The following is a 26,121-nucleotide window of genomic DNA, read 5'->3' as shown; positions in this document are numbered from 1 at the left end:
AAACGTCGCGGGAAAACCCGTGCTATCATAGGAGCGCATGATATGAACATCATCGCACAGATCGAAGCGGAGCAGGTTGCTGCGCTGGGGAAGACCATCCCCGATTTCAAGGCGGGTGACACCATCCGCGTCGGTTACAAAGTGACCGAAGGCACCCGGACCCGGGTTCAGAATTACGAAGGCGTCTGCATCGCCCGCAAGAACGGATCGGGCATTGCCGGATCGTTCACCGTGCGCAAGATCTCCTTCGGCGAGGGCGTGGAGCGCGTGTTCCCGCTGCATTCCACCAACATCGACACCATCGAAGTGGTCCGTCGTGGTAAAGTGCGTCGCGCAAAGCTGTATTACTTGCGCGCCCGTCGCGGCAAGTCGGCGCGTATCGTCGAAGTCACCAACTACAAGCCCAAGACATAAGGACGGAACCGATGAAAAAAGGTATTCACCCCGACTACCACGACATCGACGTCAAGATGACCGATGGCACCGTGGTCAAGATGCGCTCCACCTGGGGCAAGGAAGGCGACCAGATGTCGCTGGACATCGACCCCTCTGTGCACCCTGCATGGACCGGCGGTTCGTCCCGCCTGATGGACTCCGGCGGCCGCGTGTCGAAGTTCAAGAACAAGTACGCCGGTCTGGGTTTCTGATCCAAACCGCAGCGCGACACGAAACGCCGCTCCTTCCGGGGCGGCGTTTTGCGTTTGTGGAACGTGCCGGATGCGCTACCTGTCGGGTCTGACCCCAAGGAGGACACGATGCCCGAGACTGCCCTGATCCTGATCGATATCCAGAACGACTATTTCCCCGGCGGCGCGTGGGAGGTGGACAAGATGGAGACCGTTGCGGCCAATGCGGCGCGGCTGCTGGACCACGCCCGCACCGCAGGGACACTTGTCATCCACGTCCGGCATGAGGCTGGATCGGATAGCGCCCCCTTCTTTCGCCCCGGCACGCCCGGCGCGCAGATCAACGCCACGGTCAAGCCGCGCGACACAGAGGCCGTCGTGCTGAAACACCGGCCCAACAGTTTTCATGAGACCGACCTGCTGGACATGCTGCGCGATGCGGGCGTCGTCAACGTCACGATCTGTGGTGCGATGACCCAGATGTGCGTCGATGCCACGACCCGGGCGGCGGTGGATTTTGGGTTCAAGGCGACCGTCGTGGCCGATGCCTGCGGGGCAAAGGCCGGGTCATTCGACGGCATCGACGTCCCGGCAGAGGTCATGCAGGCGGCGTTCCTGGCCCCTCTGGCGATGAGTTACGCCAAGGTCGTCACCACGAAAGAGGCTTTGGACGGCTGACATCGGCCAGTGTCGCATCACCCGATGGTCGCCCTTGGAACCTGCCGGACCATACATATATACAATTCAGAATATGTAGGAGGACGATGATGTCTGCACTCAAGCTGACGTGCCTGCACTGCGGTCAGGTGAACCGCGCCCCCGCTGACCGACTGGAGGCCGCGAAATGCGCGACCTGCGGCGCGAAGCTGGTCAGCGACAAGGTGACAGAGGTCGATCTTGCGACCTTGCAAAAGGCGGCGCGGAACGACGACCTGCCGCTGGTCGCGGATTTCTGGGCGCCGTGGTGCGGACCGTGCAAGATGATGGCGCCACAGTTTGCACAGGCCGCAGGTCAGGCCAAGGGCAAGGCCCGTCTGGTCAAGCTGAATACGGAAAACGACCCCGCCGCGGGACAGGCCTATGGCATCCGGGGGATTCCGACGCTGGTTGCGTTCAAATCCGGCAAGGAAGTGAAACGGCAATCGGGGGCCATGCAGACGGCGCAGATCATGGCGTGGTTGCCGCACTAAGCGACACTATGACGACACACGAAAAAAGGCGCGCAGGACAACTGCGCGCCTTTTTGTTGTTCAGACGTCAGCGATCAAGCGGCAGAGCGACCCCGGCCACCGGCACCACCACCGCCACCACCTGACCGGCGACGCTGGCCTTGCGGCTTGCCACCGGCAGGCTTGGCTGCCGCATGTGCGGGCTTGCCGCGACCGGCACCACCACCACCACCGGGGGCACCGCGACCACGGCCACCGCCGCCGCCACCACCGTTGGGGCGCTTTTTCTGGCCCGGCATGATCTCCCACGGACGGCCCGATGCAATCGGGATCTCGGCCTTCATGGCCTTCTCGATGTCCTTCAGCTCGATCATCTCGTCGGGGGCGACGAGGGCGATCGCGGCACCGTCGGCACCGGCGCGGGCCGTGCGGCCGATCCGGTGGACGTAGTTTTCGGCCACGTTCGGCAGGTCATAGTTATAGACGTGACGCACGCCCGGAATGTCGATGCCGCGGGCGGCAACGTCGGTGGCGACCAGCACGCGGATCTTGCCGGACTTGAACGCCTCGATCGCGCGTTCGCGCTGGCCTTGGGATTTATTGCCGTGGATCGACGCTGCGGCGAAACCCTTGGCTTCCAGCTGCTTGTAGAGCTTCTCGCAGCCATGCTTGGTGCGGCCAAAGACCAGCGCCAGCTCGTCCCGGTGCTTGTCCAGCAGATCGACCAGCAGGTCGGTCTTGGCGGCCTGTGCGACGAAGTGCACCGACTGTTCGATCTTGGCGACGGCCTGCCCCGGGGGGTTGACCTGAACGCGGACCGGATCGTGCAGGAAGGCGTCGGCGAGTTCCGCCATCAGCTTCGGCATGGTGGCCGAGAACATCATCGTCTGGCGCGGGGTGGCCAGCAGCGGTGCAATCCGGCGCAGGGCGTGGATGAAGCCCATGTCGAGCATCTGGTCAGCCTCGTCGAGGACCAGATAGACCGTCTCGTCCAGGCGGATCGCGCGGCGGTCCAGCAGGTCGATCAGGCGACCGGGGGTCGCGACCAGCAGGTCGACGCCACCGGCCAGACGCTTGGTCTGCGCCACGATGCCGGCACCGCCGACGACGAGGGCGACTTTCAGGTGCGAGCCCTTGGTGTAATCGGTCAGGTTGTCGGCGATCTGTTTCGCCAACTCGCGTGTGGGGGCCAGCACCAGACCGCGCGCGGTCTTGGCATTGGGCTTCACGCCCGCCTTCATCAGCGCGTCGATCATCGGCAGGCCGAACGCGGCGGTCTTGCCCGTGCCGGTCTGCGCCAGACCCATCACGTCACGGCCATTCATGGCGTGCGGGATGGCCTGCGTCTGGATCGGGGTCGGGTCGGTGATGCCTTGCTCGGCAAGCTTTGCCACAAGGCGGGGCGCGAGGCCCAGCATGTCAAAATCCATCAGTATTCTTTCCGGGCAGCTACGGCCCAAGCGGTTCGGGCGCACGGGGGTGTGCGCGGGCGACAAAAGGTTGCGCCGAAATCCTGACAGTCAAAGCCGCATTGCCCTGACGCCGATCTGGCGCTGGACCCCCTGCGTGATCATGGGAACCGAAGTGTGGCGACGGTGATTTGCGGAGCAGTATTGCCCGGCCCTGCTCACGCGGCAGGATCAATCGTCTGAGGGGCAGATGGACGGTTGTGACGCATCTGTCAAGAGGGCATGAAAAGGCAGGCCAAGGCGCGCTTGCGCTTTCATCGGGCGGACACACAAGATAAAGTGTCCGCAACGACAAAAGGCGTGGGGACTGCTTGTGGCGCATATCATCGTGGTGGGTAACGAAAAGGGCGGCGCCGGCAAATCGACTGTCGCGATGCACGTGGCCACTGCCCTGTCCCGCATGGGCCACCGGGTCGGTACGCTGGATCTGGACCTGCGGCAAAAATCGCTGGGCCGCTACATGAACAATCGCCAGCAGTTCATGAAGGCAGAGGGTCTTGATCTGCCCTCGCCCGCCTATGCGGATCTGCCGGATATCGAACAATCCCAGATCGGGCCGAACGAGAACATCTATGACCACCGCCTGTCGATGGCCGTGGCAGAGCTGGAACCCAGCAGCGATTTCATCCTGATCGACTGCCCCGGCAGTCATACGCGGCTGTCACAGGTGGCACATTCGTTGGCCGATACGCTGGTGACGCCGCTGAACGACAGCTTTGTCGACTTCGATCTGCTGGCCCATGTGGATACGGCAGGCGAGAACATCACCGGGCCGAGCGTCTATTCCGAAATGGTCTGGAACGCGCGCCAGTTGCGCGCGCAGGCCGGGCTGTCGCCCATCGACTGGGTCGTCGTGCGCAACCGGGTCGGTGCGCAGCAGATGGTCAACAAGGACAAGATGGAACGCGTGATCGAGAAGCTGGCGAAGCGGATCGGATTCCGTAACGCGCCGGGCTTCAACGAGCGGGTGATCTTTCGCGAGTTGTTCCCCCGGGGCCTGACCCTGCTGGACCTGCGCGATATCGGGGTGAAGAACCTGAACATCTCGAACATCGCAGCACGGCAGGAATTGCGCGACCTGATCAAGGCGCTGAACCTGCCGGGCGTGAACGCGGACTTCTGATGTAGCCTGCAAGGCCGCCCGCTGCCGGGCGGCCTTTTCTTATGCGGACAGGGCGCTTTGGATCGCCGCAATCTCGCTACGGTCGATCTCGTGACCGCCGGGGTGCCAGTGCAGATCGACGGCCGCCCCCATGCCTGTCAGCGCATCGGCCAGCGCTTGCGTCTGCGGCGCAGGGCAGATCGTGTCGCGGCGGCCTGCGGTGATCAACACCTGAACACCGTCCAGCGCCGGGTTGGCATCCGGTGCCCAAGGGATCAGCGGGTGCAGCAGCACGGCCCGGTCGAACAGGCGCGGGCCGTCGAGCATGACAGCGGCGAGGATGTTCGCACCGTTGGAATATCCCAGCGCAATCACGCGGGACGGTTTGACCCTGGCGATCGCCGCACTGACGAAGTCCCGCATCGCCGCGGTCCGCACCGCAAGGTCGTCCATATCGTAGACGCCCTCGCCAGTCCGGCGAAAGAACCGCGCCGCACCGCCTTCGCTGACGTCGCCCTGCGGCGAGATCACATGCGCGCCGGGGATCAGCTCGCTGGCAAAGCCGTGGAACTGCGCGGCGCTGCCGCCGGTCCCGTGGAAGGTAAAGACCAGCGGGGCGCCGGTCTCTGCTTTTGTTTCCGCAAAGTGGTACATGGGTCAGTCCCCCAGCGGTTGCAGGTTCTGTTCCAGAAACGGACGCAGGCGTTCGTGCTGGGTCGGCAGTTTCAGCGCCTCGCCCAGATGGGCGCGGTCCTCGTCCCGGTCGAAACCCGGCTCGTTCGTCGCGACCTCGAACAGCACACCGCCCGGCGTGCGGAAGTAGATCGCCCAGAAGTAGTCGCGGTCGATGACTGGCGTCACTTGATAGCCGGTGTCGAGCAGGGCCTTGCGCACCTCCAGCTGCGCCGCGCGGTCTTCGACGGCAAAGGCGATGTGATGGACAGACCCTGCCCCCTGCGCGGCGTGCGGCGTGGATTTCAGCGCCTCGAGGTCGATGGTGTCGGCGCCGGTGCCGCCTTCGATCACGAAGCGGGTCACGTTGTCCTTCGTTTCGGCCTTCTGATAGCCCATGAATTGCAGCAGTTCCGCCATGGCGCCGGTGTCCTGCAGGCGCATCGTGGCCCCTTGGAAGCCCCGGATCGCGTGGTCGGCGTCGATGCCGTTGCCGGTCCAGGCCGCGCGGGTGTCGTCGGCGACCTCGGCCACGGCAAATGATTCGCCGTCGAAGGTGCGGAATTTCACGCGGTCCTCACCGAAGTGGCTGACCTTTTCCACGTCGGCCGCAGCCGCGCCCAGACGGTCGCCCCAGTAACCGAGGCTACCCTTGGGCACCGAAAACACGGTCTCTCCGACCTCTCCCGTCCCGTGACGGCCGCGGGCGGCGTCGTGGAAGGGGAAGTAGGTCATGACGCTGCCGGGGCTGCCGACCTCGTCGCCGTAATAAAGGTGATAGACGTCGGGGGCGTCGAAATTCACGGTCTTCTTGACCCGGCGCAGGCCCAGCGCCTTGGTAAAGAAGGCATTGTTCTCGGCTGCATCGGACGCGATGGAGGTGACGTGGTGCAGGCCCTTGATCTGGTTCAGCATGATGTTCTCCTTTACTGTTGGACGCAATGTAGCGCTGGACAGAGATTGCGATAACCGCAACACTTCGGCGTAATACATTGCAGGAATCGCAATAATGGCGGGACAGTTGGAACAGATTGCGGCGTTTCTGGCGGTGGCAGAGGCGCATAGTTTCGTGCAGGCGGCGGCGCAACTGGGCGTGGCGCCGTCGTCGGTCACGCGCACGGTCGGAGAGCTGGAGGCGCGGCTGGGCGTGCAACTGCTGGTCCGCACGACGCGGCGGGTATCGCTGACGCAGGCGGGCACGGCGTTCCGCGATCAGGTGCTACCGCTGGTCGGCGGGCTGGCGCGGGCGCAAGACGATGTGCGCGCGTTCCAGACGAGCCTGAAGGGCACGCTGCGCGTGTCGGCCCCGCTGTCGTTCGGGTTGCATGCGCTGGCGGCCCCGCTGGTGCGGTTCCGGCAAGAGACGCCGGATATCGACCTGCAGATCAGCCTGACCGACCGGTTCGTGGATATCCTGACGGACGATCTGGATATGGCGCTGCGGATATCGGGCACACCGACGGACCTATCGACGATCTGGCGCAAGATCGCGCCGGTGCCACGGTCGATCGTGGCCGCCCCCGAATATCTGGCGCGGCGCGGCACACCCTTGGCGCCCGGCGATCTGCGCAGCCACAGTGCTCTTGCCTATGCCCATTTGGCCGACGGCGATCAGTGGCAGTTGACCGACCCGATCAGCGGGTTGACAGAGCCGGTGCGCGTGCCTGCGACGTTCACCTGCGACAACGGTGATCTGCTGGCGCAACTGGCGATCGCCGGGCAAGGCATCGCGCTGCTGCCGGATTTCCTGCTGCGCGATGGATTGTCAGACGGGCGGCTGGTGCGGCTGTTGCCCGCGTGGCGGACGCCCGATATCTGGCTGACCGCCTATTTTCCGCCCTACCGGCGGCTGCCGGCGGCCCTCGACCGGTTCACGTCCTGCGTCGAGGACGCGATGGGTCAGGGGCCGCTTTAGAGCTCAGTTAGGGCGCAGACCGAGGATCTGGCGCGCCTGCTGCCACGTGGCCACGGGGCGTTCGTACTTTTCGCAGACCGCGACGGTCCGCTGCACGAGCGCTGCGTTCGAGGGGGCGAGCGTGTCGCGGTCCAGACGGATGTTGTCCTCCAGCCCCGTCCGGGCATGGCCGCCGCTGGAGATCGCCCAGTCGTTCAACACCGCCTGATTGCTGCCGATGCCGGCGGCGCACCAGGGCGCGCCGGGGAACAGGCGGTTAACGGTCTTGATATAGAAATCGAACACATCGCGGTCGGCCGGCATCGCGTTCTTCACGCCCATGACGAACTGGACGTAGGGAGTGTCCTTGATCTTGCCGGCCTTATGCAGACGCGCGGCGCCGAGGATATGGCTAAGGTCAAAGGCCTCGACCTCTGGCTTCACGTCGTATTTCACCATTTCGTCCGCCAGCCAGTCCACCAGATCGGGCGGGTTTTCGTAAACGCGGCTGGGGAAGTTGTTCGATCCGACGGACAGCGACGCCATGTCGGGCCGCAGGGACAGCATCGCGCCGCGCGCCTGACCGGCACCGGACCGGCCACCGGTGGAAAACTGGATGATCATGCCGGGGCAATGCTTTTGCAGCCCCTCCTGCAGGGCCGCAAACTTGTCGGGGTCGCTGGTCGTCGTCTCGTCGGCGTTGCGCACGTGAGCGTGGCAGATCGTGGCCCCCGCCTCGAACGCCGCATGGGTGCTTTCGACCTGTTCGGCAATGCTGATCGGCACGGCGGGGTTGTCTGCCTTTTTCGGGACGGACCCGGTGATGGCGACGCAGATGATGCAGGGGGTGGTCATGGAACTCTCCGGCTGGGTCTGGGAAGGGTTATCGCCCGGCGCCATGAAAATGAAAAGGCATGGCGCATGCCGTAACGTCACCCGCGAAAGAAGGGCTTTCGATTAATCCAGTTTATAGAGCGATCGCTCCGCTCCTTTTAAAAGTTGATCCATATTGATGGATGACGGCACGTGCCCTTTGCAAAAAGTGCCGTCCCCGATGCCATTTTGAACAAGGAATGGATGGATGAAACACTCGAACAGCGCCTTTCTGACCCGCCTGAATCGCCACGTGACGCTGGACGCATCAGAGCGTGACGCGATGCAAAGGCTGGAAGGGCAGGCAGAGCCGCGCGCAAAGCGCGACCCGGTGTTCGCGGCCGACCGGCCTTGCGACCGAATCGCGATCCTGCGGTCGGGATGGGCCGCGTCGCGGGTGCGCAGCGCGGGCAATCAGACGACGATCACGCAGATCTACATGGCCGGTGATTTGATGGGCTTGTCGGATCTGGGCTTTCGCCTGCCGCAGCACGAAACGACGATGCAGACCGACGGCACCGTCAACCTGCTAAGCCGTGCCGATCTGTGCGAACTGGGACAATCCCACCCCCGCCTGTTTGCGATGCTGCTGTCCCAAGGCAGCCTTGACGCCACGGCGATGAACGACCGGTTGCACGCGATCACCCGGTTCAGCGCCGAAGACCGCCTGATGCATTTCCTGCTGGCGATGAAGGCCAAGACCGAACAGACGACAGAGCAGACGTCCGACCGGTTCCCGCTGCCGTTTTCGCAAAAGGAGATCGGCGATGCGCTGGGCCTGACGGATATCTACGTCAACCGTTTGCTGCGCGGCTTGCAGAAGGCGGGGCAGCTTGTGCTGAGCCGCCCGTATATCCGCATCACGGATCGCGCGGCCTGGGAAACGCGGCTGAACTTCAAGGATCGCTATGCCTGTCTGGATGTGAACTGGGCCTGCTGACGCGGACTGTCGCATCTGACATGCAAAAGGGGGGCCGCAAATCCTGCGGCCCCCCCTTTTTTTGTTCGCGACTGGCTTATGCGTTACTTGTTCGCGGCCTTTTTGGCCTTATCGGCGGCCGTGTCGGCAGCCTCGCGCGCCTTGTGTTCGGCTGTCGCTGCGACGTCTTTCAAGGCAGCACCTGCGGCTTCGGTCGCGTCGTGGGCTGCGGTTTCGAATTCTGACCGGGCCGCTTCGAAAGCGCGGGTGGCGCGGGATTTTTCCTCGTGGAAGATCCGGTCGGCTTCGTCCATCAGCGCATCGCGCCGGGCGCCCAGATAGGAATCCTCGGTCCGCGTCTTGGGCAGCAGGGCGGCCACGGCGGCGCCGACGGCAAAGGCCAAGGCACCCACGACCAGCGGCTGACGGTCATAAAGATCGGTTGCCGCATCGCGGCCATCGGCGATGGCGCGGCTGGCCTGACGGCGCGCGTCAAGGGCGCGGTGGCGGGCGGCGATGACACGCTCGCGGGCCGCTTCGGACAGATCGTCAGTGCCTTCGGCCAGACGGTCGCGCAGGCGGCGGGCCTCGGCGCTGACGTCATGGCTAAGCTGGTGCATCTTTTCGTTGGCGCGGTGGGCAAGGCCGTGGGCGGTCTGATTGGTGTCATGCGCCATTTCGCGGGCGTTGTCCTTGGCGTCGTTCATCATGTCATTGGCAGAGGTATTCATGGCGGTTTCCTTCGTTGTTCGGGTGCCGGGCGGACCGGTCTGGTCCCCGGCAGATGAGGGTCAGCGGCGTGACGTCGTCAAATTCGTGTCATCGCGGGCCCATGTGGGTTCGGGATCATAGGGCGGGATCGGATTGGACCCGCTGTCGAGGACCGACGCGGCCCAATCGTCCGCTTCGTCTTCCAGGCGGGCGGCAGCCATGTCGGCAGGGCTGTTGTCATATGCGGCAGGCTTGACCGGCACAGTCCGCTTGATCGGGGCCATGCCGATACGGGGCCGCTTGCGCGCGCCACGGTCGGGCAAGGCGGAACTGATCGCCAGCCACGCCAGACCCGCACCGATCACGGCAAAGGGCCAGGGATTCTGCGACGCTGCACGACTGACCGTGCGGCTGGTCGTGGCAATCTGGTCGCGCAAAGAGACGGCGACCTCGTTCGAGACGGTCCCGATCTGGCCGCGCAACTGCGCCGTCACCGCGTCGATCTGGCCGCGGACCTGAAGACGGACTTCGTCCATCAGGCCATCCACGGTCAGGCGATCCTGCAGCGTTTCCAGATCGGTGCTGAGCTTTGCGCGCTCTGCGGCGATCTCGGCCTCGATCTCTGACGGTGTGCGACGGTCATCGGTCATTGTAGGCTTCCTTCATCATGTGCGCGTCGGCTTTCAGGCTGCGCGCCGCACGGCTGGGTGCGATGCTGGACAGCTTCAGCCGCTTGAGGCCGATGATCACCATGATCACGGCGATCAACAGCACGACGAGGCCTACCAGCAGTGTCGCCCAAAGCTGGCTGATGCCAGCCAGCACGAGCGCCGAGATCGCGGCGGTCGACAGGACCGACAGCCCGATGAAGGCCAGAATGACGGCCGCGACCAGAAGGCCCAGTGCTGCGCCGGCCCGCTTGAGGTTTTCGTCAACCTCGGCGCGGGCCAGGTCAACCTCCTGGCGCAGGAGGTTGCCGATGCTGCCCAAGACGTCGGTCAGCAACGAACCGGTGCTGCGGGGGTCTTGGCGATCCATGTTCAGGCCCGTCCGTCGAAGTCTGCATTGCCGTGGCGCGGCGGCATGAACTCTTCGTTGGTCGCGATGGTGTGACGGTCCGATGCCTTGACGAAACGGCTGATGGCGAAGCCAGCAAATGCCGCACCGGCGAGGAAGGTCAGCGGGTTGCGGCGGGCGAATTCACCCACATCGCTGATCGCGGTCCCCAGATCCTTGTTGGCGATCGCGTCAGAGGCGTCGGCCAGCGAATCGGCGATCTGGCCGAAGGTGCGTTCCTGCGCGCTGCCGCTGCGGCTTTCCTGGGCGGCCTTGCGCAGGGCGCTGGCGACGTTGTTGACCTCTTGCGCTGCGGCACCCTTGGCGGCGTCGGCACGCGACGTCACTTCGGATTTCAGGGTTTCGGACGCATCATGCGCGACCGAGCGGGCTTGCGCCGTCACATCGTCGACGACTGACTTTGCGCGGTCCTTGGCATCGTGGGCGACGTCCTGTGCTTCATGCTTTGCATCGTGGAGGGTATCATTGGTATTGGTCATGGTCATGTCCTTCGGCTGGGCGGCCAGGTGCGGACAGATGATCCGGACCGGGCGCGCAGATGTCATTGGTGACAAAACAGCGCAGCCGGTCATTTAGTTCCAGTGGTGCGGCGGCGGACGCCCCGTCGGTCAATCGCCGCCGGTGCCGTATCCGTCAGGGTTCGCCGATTGCCAGGCCCAGGTGCTGGCGGCCATATCGTCGAGCGTATGGGTGGCCTGCCACCCGAGTTCCTGCAGCGCCCGGCTGGCGTCGGCCTGCATCGCCGCGATGTCACCGGCGCGGCGCGGTGCGATGACGACAGGGATCGGCTGGCCCGTTGCCGCCTCGAACGCCGCGACCATGCGCTTGACGCTATAGGCCTGACCGGTGCCGATGTTGAAGTGGCGCGCGCCGGTATTGACCGCCGCGTAATCGAGCGCCGCGACATGCGCCCGTGCGAGGTCGACCACATGGATGTAGTCGCGCTGCCCGGTGCCGTCGGGCGTATCGTAGTCATCGCCGAAGACGTTCAGATGCGCCCGCTTTCCGATCGCGACCTGCGCGATATAGGGCATCAGATTGTTGGGCACGTCCGACGGATCCTCGCCCATGATGGCCGACGCGTGGGCCCCCACCGGGTTGAAATAGCGCAGGATCACGGCGCTGCCGCCACCCGCCTGCGCCCAGTCGGTCAGGATCTGTTCCGCGACCAGCTTAGTGCGGCCATAGACTGACGTGGGGTTGAGGGGGTGCGCCTCGTCATAGGGCAGATAGACCGGCTCGCCGTAAACCGTGGCGGAGGACGAGAAGATGATCCGCGTGCAGCCTGCCGCATCCATCGCGCGCAGCAGGCGCAGGGTGCCGTTCACGTTGACGTCGTAATAGCCCAGCGGATTGGTCATGCTGTCGCCGACGGCCTTGAGGCCCGCGAAATGGATCACCGCGTCGGGCCGGAATTCCGCCATGACTCGGCCCAGCGTGGCATCGTCGCGCACGTCACCCTCGACCGCCGAGACGGTGCCGTTGGTCAGCTTGCGGACACGGTCCAGCACGCGGGGGCTGGAGTTGTCGTAGTTGTCCAGAACGCAGACCTCATGCGCCTGCCCCAGCAATTCCACCAGCGTGTGGCTGCCGATATAGCCGGCCCCGCCCGTCACAAGAACCCGCATGACGTGTCTCCTTCGCTTGCGATCCGCATCTAGACCGCGACGTGGGCAAGATCAATCGCGCGGCGGCGGCACGACAACGGCACCGCCCTGTGCCACCCAGTCGGTGAACCCGTCGCGCAGGTGGGACGCGGTGAACCCCATGTCCTGCAGGGCCGCAACGCTGAGCGCAGACCGCCAGCCGCTGGCGCAATGCAGGACGTATCGCTTGTCCTGCGCAAAAACCGGTTTGTGATACGGGCTGGCCGGGTCGACCCAGAATTCCAGCATGCCGCGCGGCGCGTGGATGCTGCCGGGGATATGCCCGTTGGCCCGTTCACGCACGTCGCGGATATCGACGATCACGACGTCCGGGTCGTCGGCCATCGCCATCAGCGTGGGTGTATCGATTTCCGCGATCCGCGCACGGGCGGCGGCGACAAGGTCGGCTACGGGTGTGATCGGCATCAGGATTTCCTTACGTCAGAATGTGGCGCCGGGTGCCATGGATCGCGGCCGCCACCAGCCCCGCGGCAATCGCCAGCAGCACGACACTGACTGTTATATGACCCGCACCCGTCAAGGCATAGACGCCCTGCACAAGGTTTCCGAGGCAAAGCAGCGCATAACCTGCCAGCGACAGGACCAGCACCGGCACCGCCGCCCGGCTGCGCCGCGCAATCAGAATGCAGCCCGCGATGCCCGCCAGTGCGCCCAGCGCAAAGCCCGCCTCTGCCCAGACCGGCACACTGACCAGCGCTGCAGCCTGCGCTGCCGTGCTGCCCTGACTGACGAAGTCGGCTTCGGTCCGGCCCACGGATCCGATGAACTGGAACAGCACGAGCGCGTTCCACATGAGGCCCGTTATTCCGGCAATGCCGACCCATGTCGGTCTTTTCATCCTGTCGCTCCTCATTTGTGCTGCACTGCGGCTTTCACTTGCCACCGCGGCTGCTACGGTAGCGCTCACATGACATGGAGCAACATGATGCGCGAGTGGTGGCGGGACGCGGTGGTCTATCAGATCTATCCGCGGTCATATCAGGATACGACCGGCGACGGGATCGGCGACCTCAACGGCATCACGCGGCGGTTGCCGCATGTCGCCAGCCTGGGCGTCGACTGCATCTGGCTCTCGCCCATCTTCACCAGCCCGCAGGCGGACATGGGCTATGACGTGTCGGACTATACCGACATCGACCCGATCTTCGGCACGCTGGCGGATTTCGACGCGATGCTGGCCACGGCCCACGATCTGGGATTGCGTGTCATCACCGATCAGGTCCTGTCCCACACCTCGGAAAAGCACCCCTGGTTCGTCGAGAGCCGCAAGGATCGCACCAATCCGAAGGCCGACTGGTACGTCTGGGCCGACCCCAAGCCCGACGGCAGTCCGCCGACGAACTGGCACAGCCACTTCGGCGGCCCGGCGTGGGAATTCGACGCCACGCGCGGGCAGTATTACATGCACAACTTCCTGTCCCAGCAGCCCGACCTGAATTTCCACAACCCCGACGTGGTCGAGGCGATCCTCGACACGGCGAAATTCTGGCTGGACCGGGGCCTTGACGGCTTCCGGCTCGACACGGTGAATTACTACTTTCATGACAAGAAACTGCGGTCGAACCCGGCGGCCAAGGCGACGCATCAGGTCATGGCGACGGACCTCTACGGGATGCAGGACAACATCCACAACAAGAACCAGAAAGAGAACCTGGGCTTTCTGGAACAGCTGCGCGCCTTGTGCGACCGCTACGACGGCATCATGATGGTGGGCGAGGTCGGCGACATGGGCCAGCGGTCCATCGACCTGATGGCGGCCTATACCAAGGGCAGCAAACGCCTGCACATGGCCTACAGCTTTGCCATGCTGGGACCGGATTTCAGCCCGAAGCATTTTCGCGGCTGCATCGAAGGCTTTCAGAAGGGTGCCCCCGACGGCCAGCCGGAGTGGTCCTTTTCCAACCACGACGTGATCCGCCACGTCAGCCGCTGGGCGGATCACGCAGTGTCAGAGGAGGCCATGGCGCGCCTGTCCGCCGCGATGCTGATGAGCTTCGAGGGCACGATCGGCATCTATCAGGGCGAGGAGCTGGGCCAGACGGAAACCGTGATGCAGTTCGAGGAACTGACCGACCTGCAGGCGATCCGCTACTGGCCCGGCATCAAGGGGCGCGACGGCTGCCGTACGCCGATGGTCTGGACCCATGACGCCCCCAACGCGGGCTTCACCACCGGCACACCCTGGCTGCCGGTCAAGGCGCCGCAGGCGGCCCATGCCGTCGATCTGCAGGAGGCCGCGAACGACAGCATCCTGCACTTCTACCGCGAGATCATCGCCTTCCGCAAAACCCACCCCTGCATGACGCGCGGCAAGACCGCCTGGATCGACGCGGCTGACCCGATCCTCGCCTTCACGCGCAGCACCAACGACCAGCACCTGACCTGCGTGTTCAACCTGTCGAAGACCGCGAAGACCTTGCGCATCAAGGGCCACGCCAGCCTGACCGGCCCGCACCACGGGTCACTGGGGGGTGGCGTTCTCGATCTGCCGGGCAACGGCTTTGTCTTCATCGACCATGCTGCGGCCATCACGCTGACGCCCTGACGCACCGCGCGATCACGGGACGGCGGGCGGGGCGCCTTCGCGGGCCTCGCCCGCGAACAGCGTCGTCCCGCCGTACTCGGCAGATTACGCTCACACACCTCAAAAAGCTGTGCTAGATTGATGCAATGACGCCCCGCACCCTGCATCATGCCGATATCCTGCCGCCCGGCGCCGCGATCCATCTGATCCGGGCCAGCGTGACATCGGCGCGGCCGCGCGCGTTGCATACCCACGATTTCATCGAGCTGTTCTGGGTGCAGAACGGCAGCCTGCGCCATCATCTGCCCGACCGCAAAGTCACATTGACCGAAGGCGCCCTCGTCCTGCTGCGCCCGGGCCAGCCCCATGCGCTGCAGGGCCGTGGAGAGGACACGCTCGTCGTTTCGGTCGCCCTGCATCCGCAGCTGACGGCGACGCTGGACGCACGACTGCCAGCGCTGCCGTTCTGGCAGGCCCACACCGGCCCGATGCAGGCGCACCGCGACAGCCGCCAGCTCGCGGACCTCAACCACGCGGCGCGCCTGCTGGAACACGGACCCCGCGATGCCCTCGGGGCAGAGGCGTTCCTGCTGCCGCTTCTGGCCGACCTCAGCCGGCACCGCACCGACCTCGCACCGCAGGCGCCGGACTGGCTTGTCGCGGCCTGTGCCGCAGCGCAGGATCCTGCGGTCTATCGCGCGGGGGCCGCGGGGCTGGTCGCGCAGACCGGGCAAAGCCATCCCCATGTCTCGCGCAGCCTGCGGCGCTGGCTGGGGCAGACACCGACGGATTACATCAACACCATCCGCATGACCCAGGCCGCCCATGCCCTGACCAGCGACAGCGATCCCCTGCCCATGGTGGCAGAGGCGGTGGGCATCGCCAACCTGTCGCACTTTCACAAGCTGTTCCGGGCGCATCACGGCATGACACCTTTGCAATACCGACAGCAGTTCCAACGTGACGTCGTCCAGCCCAGCACATAATTGACCAACCGGTCAAATCCATGCGACAACCGCGCCACCGGCCCGCGCCAAGGAGTGCCATCCCGTGACCCTGACAGAGACCCAGACCGGGACCGACGCCCGGCACCTGCCGCAACTGCATGCACCGCGCAATCCGGGGATGCCGCTGGACATGGACTGGGTCCTGCGCGCGCAGGCCAACACATCCGCCATCGAACGCCGCGCTGCGACCCTGCCGGGCCGGCGCAGCGTCAAGAAGGATTATCAGGCCGCATGGCTGTGCAAGGCGATCAGCCTGATCGACCTCACGACCCTGTCCGGTGACGACAGCGCGGGCCGCGTCCGCAGGCTTTGCGCCAAGGCGCGCCAGCCGGTCGCCCCCGATCTGCTGGAGGCGCTGGGCATGAACGGCCTGACCACCGGCGCCGTCTGCGTCTATCACGACATGGTCGCCACCGCCGTCGACGCCTTGCAAGGCTCCGGCATCCCCGTCGCCGCCGTTTCCACCGGCTTTCCCGCAGGCCTGTCGCCGTTCCATCTGCGCATCGCCGAAATCGGCGAAAGCGTCGCGGCAGGTGCGGCTGAAATCGACATCGTCATCAGCCGCCGCCACGTGCTGACCGGCAACTGGCAGGCGCTTTATGACGAGATGGCAGAGATGCGCGCCGCCTGCGGGGATGCCCATGTCAAGGCGATCCTCGCCACCGGCGAGCTTGGCACCCTGCGCAACGTAGCTAAGGCGAGCCTTGTCTGCATGATGGCGGGGGCGGATTTCATCAAGACATCCACCGGCAAGGAATCGGTCAACGCCACCCTGCCCGTGACCCTGACCATGATCCGCGCGATCCGCGACTATCATGACCGCACCGGCATCCGCATCGGCTACAAACCCGCCGGCGGGATTTCCAAGGCCAAGGACGCGCTGGTCTATCTGTCGATGATCAAGGACGAGCTGGGTGACCGCTGGTTGCAGCCAGACCTGTTCCGCTTTGGTGCGTCGTCGCTGCTGGGCGACATCGAACGGCAGCTGGAACATCATGTCACCGGCAGCTACTCCGCCGGCTGGCGTCACGCGATCGGCTGAGGCTGGTCTTTGAGTATTTGGAAAAAAGCGAGGACTGCCGCATGACCGTCAAGGAGATCTTCGAGACCATGGAATATGGCCCTGCCCCCGAAAGCAGCAAGGAGGCGCTGGCGTGGCTGGCGTCCAAGGGTGACTTCGGCCATTTCATCGACGGTGCATGGACCGCACCCGGTACCCTGTTTGCCGTGATGAACCCGGCGACGGACACGCTGCTGGCGCAGGTCACCCAAGGCACGCAAACCGACGTCGACGCCGCCGTGAAAGCAGCCCGCGCAGCACAACCCGCCTGGGCGAAGGACGGTCATGCGCGGGCAAAGGTTCTTTATGCGATCGCCCGTATCCTGCAAAAGCAGTCACGGCTGTTTGCGGTGCTGGAAACCCTCGACAACGGCAAACCGATCCGGGAATCCCGCGACATCGACGTGCCGCAGGCGATCCGCCACTTTTATTACCACGCGGGCATGGCACAGATCATGGAGACTGAGCTGCCCGACCGGCAGGCGCTGGGCGTTTGCGGTCAGGTGATCCCGTGGAACTTCCCCTTGCTGATGCTGGCGTGGAAGATCGCGCCCGCCTTGGCGATGGGCAATACCGTCGTGCTGAAGCCCGCCGAATGGACCCCGCTGACCGCCCTGCTGTTCGCAGACATCTGCGGTCAGGCGGGCGTGCCGCCGGGTGTCGTGAACATCGTCACCGGCGACGGTGCGGTTGGCGAGATGATCGTGACGTCGGACGTGGACAAGGTCGCCTTCACCGGGTCCACCGCCGTCGGGCGCCGCATCCGCGAACTGACCGCCGGGACCGGCAAGGCGCTGTCGCTCGAACTCGGCGGCAAGGGGCCGTATATCGTGTTCGAGGATGCGGACATCGATTCCGCCGTCGAAGGCGTGGTCGATGCGATCTGGTTCAACCAAGGGCAGGTCTGCTGTGCCGGCTCGCGCCTGCTGGTGCAGGAAGGCATCGCCGACACCTTTTATGCCAAGCTGAAGTCCCGCATGGACGGGCTGCGGATCGGCGATCCGCTGGACAAATGCATCGACATCGGGGCCATCGTCCATCCCCGCCAGCGCGCGCGGATCGCGGATATGCTGGCGGCCCACCCCGAGGGCGAGACTTATCAGACCAATGCGCCCGAGGGCTGCTTTTATCCACCCACGCTGATCACCGGCCTCGCCCCGGCGTCACCGCTGATGAGCCAGGAAATCTTTGGCCCCGTGCTGGTCGCCACGACGTTTCGGACGCCCGCCGAGGCCGTCGAGATCGCAAATTCCACCCGCTACGGCCTCGCCGCCTCTGTCTGGTCGGAGAACATCAATCTGGCGCTGGACGTGGCGCCAAAGCTTGTCGCCGGGATCGTCTGGGTCAATGGCACCAACATGATGGACGCAAGCGCCGGCTTTGGCGGCGTGCGCGAAAGCGGTTTCGGGCGCGAGGGCGGCTGGGAGGGGCTGGCGGGCTATACCAGGCCCCGTGCGGCCGCACCCAAGCCCGTGCATATCGCCGCCTTCACGGGTGACGGCGCCGCCGATGGGCTGGACCGGACGGCAAAGCTTTATATCGGTGGCAAGCAGGCCCGGCCCGATGGCGGCTATTCGCGCGCGGTCTATGGACCCAAGGGCAAGCTGCTGGGCCACACCAGCCTTGCCAGCCGCAAGGACTTGCGCAACGCGGTCGAGGCCAGCAACGCGGCGAAAGGCTGGGGTGCGTCCACCGGCCATCTGCGTGCGCAGATCCTGTATTACATGGCGGAAAACCTGTCGGCCCGCGCCGATGAGTTTGCCCGCCGGCTGCAGGCCCTGACGGGTCAGGATGGCGCGCAGGAGGTTGCCGCCAGCATCAGCCGCCTGTTCAGCGCCGCCGCCTGGGCGGATAAATACGACGGGCAGGTGCACGACGTGCCGATCCGCGGCGTGGCGCTGGCGATGAAGGAACCGGTCGGCACCATTGGCATCCTGTGCCCGGATGACGCGCCGCTGCTGGGCCTTGTCAGCCTTATGGCGCCGGCGATCGCGATGGGCAATCGCGTGGTGCTGGCGGCGTCGCAGCCTTTCCCGTTGGTGGCGACGGACTTTTACCAGATTCTCGATACCTCTGACGTGCCGGGGGGGGTCGTCAACATCCTGACCGGCGATCATGCCGACCTGGCGGACCCGATGGCGCGTCACATGGATATCGATGCGGTCTGGGCCATGTCGGATCTTGGTCTGGTGCAGGGAATCGAGGCGGCCTCTGCCGGGAACCTGAAACGGACGTGGTGCGGCGCGCTGGACTGGAGCCGGGACAACACCAAGGCTATTCTGGCGCAGGCGACCGAGGTCAAGAATATCTGGATCCCCTACGGCGCGTGACGCGTGGCGTGGTCAGTCCGGTTGACCGGCGGCAGCCCTACGCAGGCCAAGCGCGCCCGACTGTGCGATCCGTTCACCTGCGGCGGCGAACAGATCAAGCGGATCGGACAGGGGCAGATCGGGGTCCAGCGCCCCGGTCGCGATCCGGATGTGCCATGCGCCGCCGTGATCGACGCGCCAGGCGTCCTGCGGCAACGGCCCGGCTGGACTGACCCACGCCAACGCGGCCCAGCGGCGTTCGCAGATCAAGGTGACTTCACCCGCAAAGACGGCGTGCTTGAACCGGATCCCCCCCGCGGGCACTCCTTGCAGGCCGCCCGGTCTGGGCGATATGGGCCACAGCGTCAATCTGCGCGCCGGGCAGCCCCAGAAGGTCGGGGAACTGCGTCCGAAACACGTGCGAGACGTGACGCTGTTCGAACAACAGCAGGTCGACGTCGCGTTCGTTGACCGAAAAGCGCAGCGGGTCGTCGACGTCAGGCGGAAAGGGTTTCATCAAATGGCCCCTGGCCGCGCCGTCAACGCCGGTCCTTCGGTTTCCAGCTGTCGAACCAGCGTTTCATCCGGGACCGGCGCGCGTCCATCCGGGCCTCGACCACATCCATGCGGTCGCCTGCGGCGTCCATCGCCGGGTCGACGATCCGTTCGCGGAACTGGAACCACATCGCGCGGATCGTGCCGATGGCAATGATCAGGAAGATGAAGAACCCGATATTGAACCACGGGATGATCGTGGCATCCGGGCCGGAGACAGGCCGCAGCGCCACGGCATTGGGATAGATCGACGCCCAGCGGTTGCGCCAGCCGTAATGCGTCAGGCTGTACCAGCCGTCGGTGCGGGCATCCGCCGCTGCCTCGGCCTGCAGGTCAGAGCTGTCGAACTTGAAATAGGGCGGCCAGATCCAGCCGGTATCCTCGTTGCGGTAGACCATCACCTCGGTCGCGTCGCGTTTGATGAACCCCAGCAGGAAGGTCTTCTTTTTCTGCGTGCTGATCAACCGCAGATCCCTGTTCCCCTGCACGGCAGAGCCTGCATCGGGCTGGGCGTAAAACAACCGGTTGTAGCGACTGAAATCCGCACGGATCACCTCGGTCGAGGTGACGCGGACGATGTCATGTTGTGGCAGGACGTAGTGCAGCAGCAGACCCAGCAGCAGGATCGGCAGGGCCCGAAACAGAATTCCCAACGTGCGCATGGCGTCCCCCGCTCCGTTCAGTTCGTATTGATGACATAGACGATGACCGCGCCCACCGCCACCGGCACGACGTAGACCAGCAGCAGCAGTCGGGGCCGCAGGCTGGCGCGGTAGGCCGCCATGCCGGTGGCGACGAAGGCGTCGCGAGTCTGCCCCGGCACGGGGTCCGCGTCATAGTCCTTTTCAAGCCGCTCGCGCCGCAGGGACGCCGAATAGACAGAGAGCGACAGGTAAATGATTGTGAGGCCAATGCCGCCGAAGACGATCAGTTTCAGGAATGCCATGCCCCTACCCCCCTGTTCCACGCCGGACGGGCCTGCGCGCTACGTCGGGGTGGGTGCTCGACATGTTGGTCATGCCGCACAGACGCGCGGCGGCAGCGCCGGTCCTGTCGCTCTTATCCGTGGCGATCACCGTCCGCCCTCCCATGGCGAGCGCACCCAGCTGCGCCACAGGCCGACCAGCGACAGGCCCATCATCGGCGCCCAGATGATCGCGGCACTCACCCCCAGTCTGCCGAAATAGACCATCAGCCCCGCTGCGCCCTCTTCCAGCAACCGATCAAGGGTCATACCGGCCTGCCAGTAGGCCACCATGAAATAAAGCGCGGTCAATGCCGTCACCGTCAGCGCCGAAAGCACCGCATTCAGGGCAAGCGCCCCGAATCCGTCCGGCAGCAGCATCGACCAGAGCTTTGGCACAAGCCAGCCCAGCAGACCGAGCGCTAGGGCGGGCAGCAGCAGTCCCGTGGTCATATACCCTCCCCCGTGGCGTGGCGCTTGCGGGCGGCATCACGATTGATCTTCTGCAGCAGCATGTCGCTCGTGATCGGCTGACGCAAGTCACGGATCACGGCAAGTTTGGTGTTTTCGGCGCGGCGCAGAAGGAAGGCAGTGCTATCCATGCCGTCGGTGGACACGTCCAAAAACAGTGTCGGCACCCTGACCGCGTGGGTCATGGTACAGACCGCGTGCTCATTGTCCTTCAGGTCAGGACCAAGGTCGGCCTAAGCGGTGGCAGCGCATTGTCTGAAGCAATGTGTCAGCCAAACATCCATATCGGCCATCCCAAGATGATTGTCTGCAACCGCAATCGGCGGCTGCAGACAGTTCATCTGAATAATCGGCAAATCGGTCGTGATGTGACGCTGCCGCCAAAGGCGGTCGGTCAGTTCCCCGCCAGCTGCGACAGATCCGGCGCGCGATCGTTCGACACGGCCTCTTCGCCCAGCAGTTCGTCGGCGCTGACGCGCTTTGCCGGCAGTTCGCGACCGCGGTTGAAGTATTCCGGATCGACCCGCTGCGATTCCGATTCCGAGCGGATGTTGATCGTCATCGGCAAGGTCACGTTGTTGTACAGGTGGATGATGTCCTGATTGAACATGCGGATGCAGCCGGCAGAGCCGGAATTGCCGATGCTTTCCAGATCGTTGGTGCCATGGACCCGGTAATAGGTGTCCTTGCCGTTGCGATAGATGTAAAGCGCGCGCGCGCCCAAGGGGCTGCGCAGGCCGCCCGGTATGCCGTTGCGGAATTCACCGTAGACGTCCGGCTCTGTCCGCAACATGTTGGCGGTGGGCGTCCAGCCGGGCCAGGCCTTCTTGTCCTGGATTGTGGCAAGACCAGACAGGGTCCGCCCCTGACGCCCGACGCCGACGGGATAGCGCGTCGCGGTGCCGTCATAGTGCACATGATACAGGAATTTCGCATAGGGATCGACATCGATCGACCCGGCAGGCGCCTCACCGGTGTAAAGACCCTCCATCCGGCGGTTGATGCCGGCGGTGTACTCCAGCGGGATCGCGGGCAGATCGTAACCTGCGTCCCGCAGGGGCGCGTATTCGGGCAAGTAGTTCGGTGCCATGTCGGCCGGTGCCGAATCCGGCACGCGGGGCGCACAGGCGGCAGCGGAAGACGCAAGCATCATGGCCCCGAAGGACCGACGGGACATCTGAAAGTTCAATGACATGGGGCAGCACCATCAATAACGTTTTCCGTTACCTAGCAGCCTGTTTCGGAATGGCAATGCAGAGGCGCATTCAGGCGCTGCTTCACTGGGAAATGATGTTAAATTCGACACCAAATGGGTATTTAGTGACGTCTTCGGCACCATTTTCGTCAATAAAGAGGATGTCATGCTCGCGGTAGCCGCCGGCACCCGGCTGGCCCTCGGGAATCGTCAGCATCGGTTCCATGCTGACGACCATGCCGGGTTCCAGCACCGTGTCGATATCTTCGCGCAACTCCAGACCGGCCTCGCGGCCGTAATGATGCGACAGGATGCCGAAGGAATGGCCGTAGCCAAAGGTGCGGTATTGCAGCAGATCGCGGTCCGCCAGAAAGGTGTTGATCTGGTGTGTCACCTCGGCGCAGGTGACGCCGGGTTTCAGCAAGCTCATGCCATAGCGATGGGCGGCAACGTTCGCCTCCCAGACGCTGCGAGAGGCGTCGTCGACCGTGTCCACGAAAAGCGTGCGTTCCAGCGCGGTGTAATAGCCACTGATCATCGGAAAGGCGTTAAGGGACAGGATGTCGCCCGGTTTCAGCACCCGTGCGGTGACCGGATTATGGGCGCCGTCGGTGTTGATGCCGGACTGGAACCAGACCCAGGTATCGCGGTATTCGGCATCGGGAAAGCGCCGCGCGATCTCGTGTTCCATCGCGTCGCGACCGGCCATGGCGACATCGATTTCGCGTGTGCCGCTGCGGATCGCATCGCGCATCGCATAGCCACCGATATCGGCGACGGCAGCGCCCTGCCGGATCAGGTCACGCTCGGCGGATGATTTGTGCATCCTCTGCTGCATCGAGTGGATGGCGATATCGGTCACGGCGGCGGGCGCGAGGAACGCCTGCAGCTTGTCGCGCTGGGACAGGGTCAGGTGATCCCCCTCGACCCCCAGATGGGCGCCCGGGCCTGTCACCGACAGGATCGCGCGCCAGTAATTGTCACGCTGCCAGTCAGTGTAGGTGATGTTGTCGCCGTGACAGCGCCGCCACGGCTGGCCCGCGTCGATGCCCGCACTGATCGTGACACTGTCGGTCGCGGTGACGACCAGCCCGTAAGGGCGCCCGAAGCTGCAATACAGAAAGCCGCTGTAATAAGCGATGTTGTGCATCGAGGTCAGCACACAGGCCGTGACGCCCGTGTCCGCCATGATGCGGCGCAGGCCCGCCAGCCGTGTGTCGTATTCGGCGGCGGCAAAGGGCAACACGCGGTCCCCTTGGTGAAAACGATAAAATTCCGGACGGTGCATGGCAGACCCCTTGTTCACGGGGTCGCAACAGACCCCGAAAGGTCCCGGCGTTCAGGACGGCAGCGTGGATTGCGTGGCGACGCCATCGCCACACGCTGATCGCAGCTTACGCCAAAGCCCTTGCAAGGCAAGCCCCTGCGCGCCAGTCTGGCCCCGCGGCGGAGAAGGCCATATCCTGCCATGGCACGACCCTTTTGCTGCCGCACGTCCGGTGTCTGACGGACACCAGAGGAGAGCTTTGAGCGATGAACGTCAACGCATTGATGAACCAGCTTCTGCGCTACATCGCGCGGCGCGGCCTGCGGGATGCGATCAAGCTGATCCCGTCGGAAAGCACCCGGCTGGAGGAGCCCCATCGCCCGGTGCAACTGGACGAGGAGCATCTGCAGCTTCACCTGTTCGGCGCGAATTTCGACAGTCAGGCAGCCGCCGATACCTTCTGCTCTGGCCCGCCCGGCACCGACCTGCCCAGCCCCCTGACACAGGAGTTGAGCGGTGCCTTCATCGACGAGGCCGAAGTCGAAGTGATCCACGGCGACATCCAGACCCGCCTGCTGGAATTCCTGAGCACTGAGGAGGCGGACGACGTCATGCTGCGGCTGGCGGGCGACGACACGTTGATCGTGATCACGGAAAACGCTTTCGGCGGCTTTCCCTACACCCTCGATGATACCAGGCATCTGACCTATCTGGGCCACATCATCGTCCGGGTGTGACGATGCGCAATCTGATCACCGATGTGCCGGGCCTCCGGGTCGGGCATGCCCATGACGCGGACATCAAATCCGGTGTGACTGTCCTCACGGCCGACCGACCCTTCACTTGCGGCGTTCATGTCATGGGCGGCGCCCCCGGCACGCGGGAAACCGACCTGCTGGCCCCGGACAAGCTGGTGGAACAGGTCGATGCACTCGTGCTGTCGGGCGGATCGGCGCTGGGCCTCGACGCGGCCTCTGGCGTGGCGAATGCGTTGCGCGCCCGCGGGCGCGGTTTCGCCGTGGGCGACCAGAGGGTCCCCATCGTGCCCGCCGCGATCCTGTTCGACCTGCTGAACGGCGGCAACAAGGCGTGGCACACCAATCCCTATGCCGCACTCGGTGCGCAGGCGCTGGATGCGGCGACCGACACCCCCGCGTCGGGCACCGTCGGTGCAGGCTTTGGTGCCACGACGGCGACGCTGAAGGGCGGGCTGGGTCAGGCCTCTGCCCTGCTGCCCGGCGGCGTGATCGTGGCCGCAATGGTCGCCGTGAACGCCTTGGGATCCGCCACCGTGGGCGACGGCGCCCATTTCTGGGCCGCCCCGTGGGAACAGGACGGCGAGTACGGCGGCCTTGGCCCGGCGCCGACCTATCCCATGGGGCGCCCCGCGATGAAGGGCGACGCGCGCAATACCACGATCGGGATCGTGGCCACGAACGCGCGGCTGACGCAGGCACACTGCACCCGCCTTGCCACCGCCGCCCACGATGGCTTTGCCCGCGCGCTGGTGCCAAGCCACACACCCTTCGACGGCGACCTGATTTTCGCGCTCAGCCACGGCGATGCGCCTTGCGACGACCTCGCCTGGCTGGGCCATGCCGCGGCCACCTGCATGGCGCGGGCCATTGCGCGGGGCATCTTTGCCGCACAGTCCGATCCAACGGACCCGCTGCCCTGCTATCGCCGCACCTTCGGCTAGCGCGCCGCCCGTTCCCTTCTTCTGGTCGCAAATACTTCGGGGAGCCTGAGGGGCAGCGCCCCTCAGTCAGCGGTCCCGCTGACCGACCACGGCTGCCGTCAGGTCCGACCCCGCCTCTTCCAATCCTGCGATGATGTCGAAATGGTGCCGCCCCGGACGCACGACCACCTCGCAGCCCCAGGCCTTACCCAGCCATGCCGCCTGATCGAGGAACGCCGGCCGCTCTGCACCGCCGACCCAGACGGTGACCGGTCTGTCCGGCACTGGCTGATGCACCGGGCTTTCGGCGCGGGCCGTCACCGCATCCAGCGCGAAGTCCGCGTTCATGCTGGTCTTCAGGAACGGCGCCAGGTCCGACAGCGGAGAGATCGGCACGACACCTTCCACCCGGGACAGCCAGTCGCCTGCGACTGCGGGATCAAGCATCCGCGCCACCAGATGCCCGCCCGCCGAATGTCCGGCCAACCGCAGCGGGCCGGGACAACGCGCAGCGATCGCGCCGACAGCCTGCGCCACCTGGCGGGTGATCTGCGGGATGGTCACATCGGGGCACAGGTCGTAGTCGACCATCGCAACCCGCCAGCCGCGCGCCAGCGGTCCCGCCGCCAGATGCGTCCACAGGTCCTTGTCCGTGCTGCGCCAATAGCCGCCGTGGACAAAGACGACGGTGCTCAGCGCCGCGCCCCCTGGCACGAAAAGGTCGTAGACCTCGCGCGGGCGATCCCCGTAGGACTGGTTCAGCACCCCCGGCGTGGCGGCGCGAAAGGCTGCCGCCTTCTCGCGCCACATCGGCGCGAAACTGTCGCCATCCGGAATGTGCGGTCCGTTCGCGTAGGCGTCGTCCAGATCCATCGTCATTTCCCTTTTGCACCGCAACCCTATATGCCTGCG

Annotated in this window: 33 protein-coding genes; 13 read left to right on the top strand and 20 right to left on the bottom strand. The window is 65.0% G+C overall.

Annotated features, from left to right (window positions below; genetic code table 11):
- Positions 1-42: 42 nt before the first annotated feature.
- The 4 genes from rplS to trxC all read left to right on the top strand — a co-directional run bounded on the left by rplS (position 43) and on the right by trxC (position 1,816).
- A complete protein-coding gene (gene rplS, locus GLR48_RS07610; RefSeq protein ID WP_237060359.1) occupies positions 43-414 on the top strand; it encodes a 50S ribosomal protein L19 in 372 nt (123 codons plus the stop codon).
- Positions 415-425: 11 nt separating this feature from the next.
- Complete coding sequence (gene rpmE, locus GLR48_RS07605) at positions 426-647, top strand: 50S ribosomal protein L31 (RefSeq protein ID WP_072858002.1); 222 nt, start codon at positions 426-428, stop codon at positions 645-647.
- 108 nt (positions 648-755) lie between these two features.
- A complete protein-coding gene (locus GLR48_RS07600; protein ID WP_237060357.1) occupies positions 756-1,304 on the top strand; it encodes a cysteine hydrolase family protein in 549 nt (182 codons plus the stop codon).
- Positions 1,305-1,393: 89 nt separating this feature from the next.
- On the top strand, positions 1,394-1,816 hold the full coding sequence (gene trxC / locus GLR48_RS07595; protein WP_237064429.1) for a thioredoxin TrxC: 423 nt from the start codon (positions 1,394-1,396) through the stop codon (positions 1,814-1,816).
- 74 nt (positions 1,817-1,890) lie between these two features.
- Here the strand turns inward: trxC and GLR48_RS07590 are convergent, their stop codons facing one another.
- On the bottom strand, positions 1,891-3,225 hold the full coding sequence (locus tag GLR48_RS07590; protein WP_237060355.1) for a DEAD/DEAH box helicase: 1,335 nt from the start codon (positions 3,223-3,225) through the stop codon (positions 1,891-1,893).
- 352 nt (positions 3,226-3,577) lie between these two features.
- Here GLR48_RS07590 and GLR48_RS07585 point away from each other — a divergent pair, with 352 nt between their 5' ends.
- Positions 3,578-4,387 carry a division plane positioning ATPase MipZ gene (locus GLR48_RS07585; RefSeq protein WP_237060353.1) on the top strand — a complete coding sequence of 270 codons (810 nt, stop codon included), beginning with the start codon at positions 3,578-3,580 and terminating at the stop codon, positions 4,385-4,387.
- A gap of 39 nt (positions 4,388-4,426) precedes the next feature.
- On the opposite strand, the gene GLR48_RS07580 is transcribed toward GLR48_RS07585, so the two are convergent.
- Both GLR48_RS07580 and GLR48_RS07575 read right to left on the bottom strand, forming a co-directional pair.
- Entirely contained in the window at positions 4,427-5,020 is a 594-nt protein-coding gene (locus GLR48_RS07580; protein WP_237060351.1) for an alpha/beta hydrolase, read from the bottom strand.
- Between the two features lie 3 nt (positions 5,021-5,023).
- Complete coding sequence (locus tag GLR48_RS07575) at positions 5,024-5,953, bottom strand: VOC family protein (RefSeq protein ID WP_237060349.1); 930 nt, start codon at positions 5,951-5,953, stop codon at positions 5,024-5,026.
- A gap of 94 nt (positions 5,954-6,047) precedes the next feature.
- Between GLR48_RS07575 and GLR48_RS07570 the strand changes: the two genes are divergently transcribed.
- A complete protein-coding gene (locus GLR48_RS07570) occupies positions 6,048-6,953 on the top strand; it encodes a LysR family transcriptional regulator (RefSeq protein WP_237060340.1) in 906 nt (301 codons plus the stop codon).
- A 3-nt stretch (positions 6,954-6,956) separates the two neighbouring features.
- On the opposite strand, the gene GLR48_RS07565 is transcribed toward GLR48_RS07570, so the two are convergent.
- Positions 6,957-7,787, bottom strand: coding sequence for a 3-keto-5-aminohexanoate cleavage protein (locus GLR48_RS07565; RefSeq protein WP_237060339.1), 831 nt, complete (start codon positions 7,785-7,787; stop codon positions 6,957-6,959).
- A 226-nt stretch (positions 7,788-8,013) separates the two neighbouring features.
- Here GLR48_RS07565 and GLR48_RS07560 point away from each other — a divergent pair, with 226 nt between their 5' ends.
- Positions 8,014-8,745, top strand: a complete 732-nt coding sequence (locus GLR48_RS07560; protein ID WP_237060337.1) for a Crp/Fnr family transcriptional regulator — start codon at positions 8,014-8,016, stop codon at positions 8,743-8,745.
- Between the two features lie 83 nt (positions 8,746-8,828).
- Here the strand turns inward: GLR48_RS07560 and GLR48_RS07555 are convergent, their stop codons facing one another.
- From GLR48_RS07555 to GLR48_RS07525, 7 genes are all read right to left on the bottom strand, one after another.
- Complete coding sequence (locus tag GLR48_RS07555; RefSeq protein ID WP_237060328.1) at positions 8,829-9,455, bottom strand: hypothetical protein; 627 nt, start codon at positions 9,453-9,455, stop codon at positions 8,829-8,831.
- A gap of 60 nt (positions 9,456-9,515) precedes the next feature.
- Positions 9,516-10,085, bottom strand: a complete 570-nt coding sequence (locus GLR48_RS07550) for a DUF3618 domain-containing protein (RefSeq protein WP_237060326.1) — start codon at positions 10,083-10,085, stop codon at positions 9,516-9,518.
- Positions 10,075-10,473, bottom strand: a complete 399-nt coding sequence (locus GLR48_RS07545; RefSeq protein ID WP_237060325.1) for a phage holin family protein — start codon at positions 10,471-10,473, stop codon at positions 10,075-10,077. The genes GLR48_RS07550 and GLR48_RS07545 overlap by 11 nt, the downstream gene beginning before the upstream one ends.
- A gap of 2 nt (positions 10,474-10,475) precedes the next feature.
- Positions 10,476-10,991 (bottom strand): hypothetical protein, encoded by a 516-nt coding sequence (locus tag GLR48_RS07540; RefSeq protein ID WP_237060323.1) that lies wholly within the window; start codon positions 10,989-10,991, stop codon positions 10,476-10,478.
- Between the two features lie 129 nt (positions 10,992-11,120).
- Positions 11,121-12,140, bottom strand: coding sequence for a UDP-glucose 4-epimerase GalE (galE, locus tag GLR48_RS07535; RefSeq protein ID WP_237060321.1), 1,020 nt, complete (start codon positions 12,138-12,140; stop codon positions 11,121-11,123).
- A gap of 51 nt (positions 12,141-12,191) precedes the next feature.
- Positions 12,192-12,584, bottom strand: a complete 393-nt coding sequence (locus GLR48_RS07530) for a rhodanese-like domain-containing protein (protein WP_237060319.1) — start codon at positions 12,582-12,584, stop codon at positions 12,192-12,194.
- A 10-nt stretch (positions 12,585-12,594) separates the two neighbouring features.
- Positions 12,595-13,017 carry a hypothetical protein gene (locus GLR48_RS07525; protein ID WP_237060316.1) on the bottom strand — a complete coding sequence of 141 codons (423 nt, stop codon included), beginning with the start codon at positions 13,015-13,017 and terminating at the stop codon, positions 12,595-12,597.
- Between the two features lie 87 nt (positions 13,018-13,104).
- Between GLR48_RS07525 and GLR48_RS07520 the strand changes: the two genes are divergently transcribed.
- The 4 genes from GLR48_RS07520 (at position 13,105) to GLR48_RS07505 (ending at position 19,100) form a co-directional block, all read left to right on the top strand.
- Positions 13,105-14,724 (top strand): alpha-glucosidase, encoded by a 1,620-nt coding sequence (locus GLR48_RS07520; RefSeq protein WP_442915832.1) that lies wholly within the window; start codon positions 13,105-13,107, stop codon positions 14,722-14,724.
- A 125-nt stretch (positions 14,725-14,849) separates the two neighbouring features.
- A complete protein-coding gene (locus GLR48_RS07515) occupies positions 14,850-15,689 on the top strand; it encodes an AraC family transcriptional regulator (RefSeq protein WP_237060312.1) in 840 nt (279 codons plus the stop codon).
- A gap of 139 nt (positions 15,690-15,828) precedes the next feature.
- Positions 15,829-16,752, top strand: coding sequence for a deoxyribose-phosphate aldolase (deoC, locus tag GLR48_RS07510; protein ID WP_442915831.1), 924 nt, complete (start codon positions 15,829-15,831; stop codon positions 16,750-16,752).
- A 41-nt stretch (positions 16,753-16,793) separates the two neighbouring features.
- Positions 16,794-19,100, top strand: a complete 2,307-nt coding sequence (locus GLR48_RS07505) for an aldehyde dehydrogenase family protein (RefSeq protein WP_237060310.1) — start codon at positions 16,794-16,796, stop codon at positions 19,098-19,100.
- Between the two features lie 12 nt (positions 19,101-19,112).
- On the opposite strand, the gene GLR48_RS07500 is transcribed toward GLR48_RS07505, so the two are convergent.
- From GLR48_RS07500 to GLR48_RS07465, 8 genes are all read right to left on the bottom strand, one after another.
- Positions 19,113-19,349 (bottom strand): hypothetical protein, encoded by a 237-nt coding sequence (locus GLR48_RS07500; RefSeq protein WP_237060308.1) that lies wholly within the window; start codon positions 19,347-19,349, stop codon positions 19,113-19,115.
- A gap of 7 nt (positions 19,350-19,356) precedes the next feature.
- On the bottom strand, positions 19,357-19,596 hold the full coding sequence (locus GLR48_RS07495; protein ID WP_237060306.1) for a hypothetical protein: 240 nt from the start codon (positions 19,594-19,596) through the stop codon (positions 19,357-19,359).
- Between the two features lie 22 nt (positions 19,597-19,618).
- Positions 19,619-20,296 carry a DUF1523 family protein gene (locus GLR48_RS07490; protein WP_237060304.1) on the bottom strand — a complete coding sequence of 226 codons (678 nt, stop codon included), beginning with the start codon at positions 20,294-20,296 and terminating at the stop codon, positions 19,619-19,621.
- A gap of 17 nt (positions 20,297-20,313) precedes the next feature.
- Complete coding sequence (locus tag GLR48_RS07485; protein ID WP_237060302.1) at positions 20,314-20,580, bottom strand: hypothetical protein; 267 nt, start codon at positions 20,578-20,580, stop codon at positions 20,314-20,316.
- Positions 20,581-20,706: 126 nt separating this feature from the next.
- On the bottom strand, positions 20,707-21,051 hold the full coding sequence (locus GLR48_RS07480; protein WP_237060300.1) for a hypothetical protein: 345 nt from the start codon (positions 21,049-21,051) through the stop codon (positions 20,707-20,709).
- Positions 21,048-21,254 carry a hypothetical protein gene (locus GLR48_RS07475; protein WP_237060298.1) on the bottom strand — a complete coding sequence of 69 codons (207 nt, stop codon included), beginning with the start codon at positions 21,252-21,254 and terminating at the stop codon, positions 21,048-21,050. The genes GLR48_RS07480 and GLR48_RS07475 overlap by 4 nt, the downstream gene beginning before the upstream one ends.
- Before the next feature lie 209 nt (positions 21,255-21,463).
- The gene (locus GLR48_RS07470; RefSeq protein WP_237060296.1) at positions 21,464-22,264 is read right to left on the bottom strand and encodes a L,D-transpeptidase; all 801 of its coding nucleotides are present in this window, start codon (positions 22,262-22,264) and stop codon (positions 21,464-21,466) included.
- An 82-nt stretch (positions 22,265-22,346) separates the two neighbouring features.
- Positions 22,347-23,552: a M24 family metallopeptidase gene (locus GLR48_RS07465; RefSeq protein ID WP_237060294.1), complete on the bottom strand. Its 1,206-nt coding sequence runs from the start codon at positions 23,550-23,552 to the stop codon at positions 22,347-22,349.
- A 245-nt stretch (positions 23,553-23,797) separates the two neighbouring features.
- Here GLR48_RS07465 and GLR48_RS07460 point away from each other — a divergent pair, with 245 nt between their 5' ends.
- Positions 23,798-24,268, top strand: a complete 471-nt coding sequence (locus GLR48_RS07460; RefSeq protein ID WP_237060292.1) for a hypothetical protein — start codon at positions 23,798-23,800, stop codon at positions 24,266-24,268.
- A 2-nt stretch (positions 24,269-24,270) separates the two neighbouring features.
- The gene (locus GLR48_RS07455; RefSeq protein ID WP_237060283.1) at positions 24,271-25,230 is read left to right on the top strand and encodes a P1 family peptidase; all 960 of its coding nucleotides are present in this window, start codon (positions 24,271-24,273) and stop codon (positions 25,228-25,230) included.
- 66 nt (positions 25,231-25,296) lie between these two features.
- Here the strand turns inward: GLR48_RS07455 and GLR48_RS07450 are convergent, their stop codons facing one another.
- Positions 25,297-26,082 (bottom strand): alpha/beta hydrolase, encoded by a 786-nt coding sequence (locus GLR48_RS07450; RefSeq protein WP_237060281.1) that lies wholly within the window; start codon positions 26,080-26,082, stop codon positions 25,297-25,299.
- Between the last annotated feature and the right edge of the window lie 39 nt (positions 26,083-26,121).

It is taken from the genome of Loktanella sp. M215, assembly GCF_021735925.1.
In the GTDB taxonomy this organism is placed as follows: Bacteria; Pseudomonadota; Alphaproteobacteria; order Rhodobacterales; family Rhodobacteraceae; genus Loktanella.
Note: the sequence above shows the minus strand (reverse complement) of the source record. Positions and strands in the feature narration are given on the sequence as shown.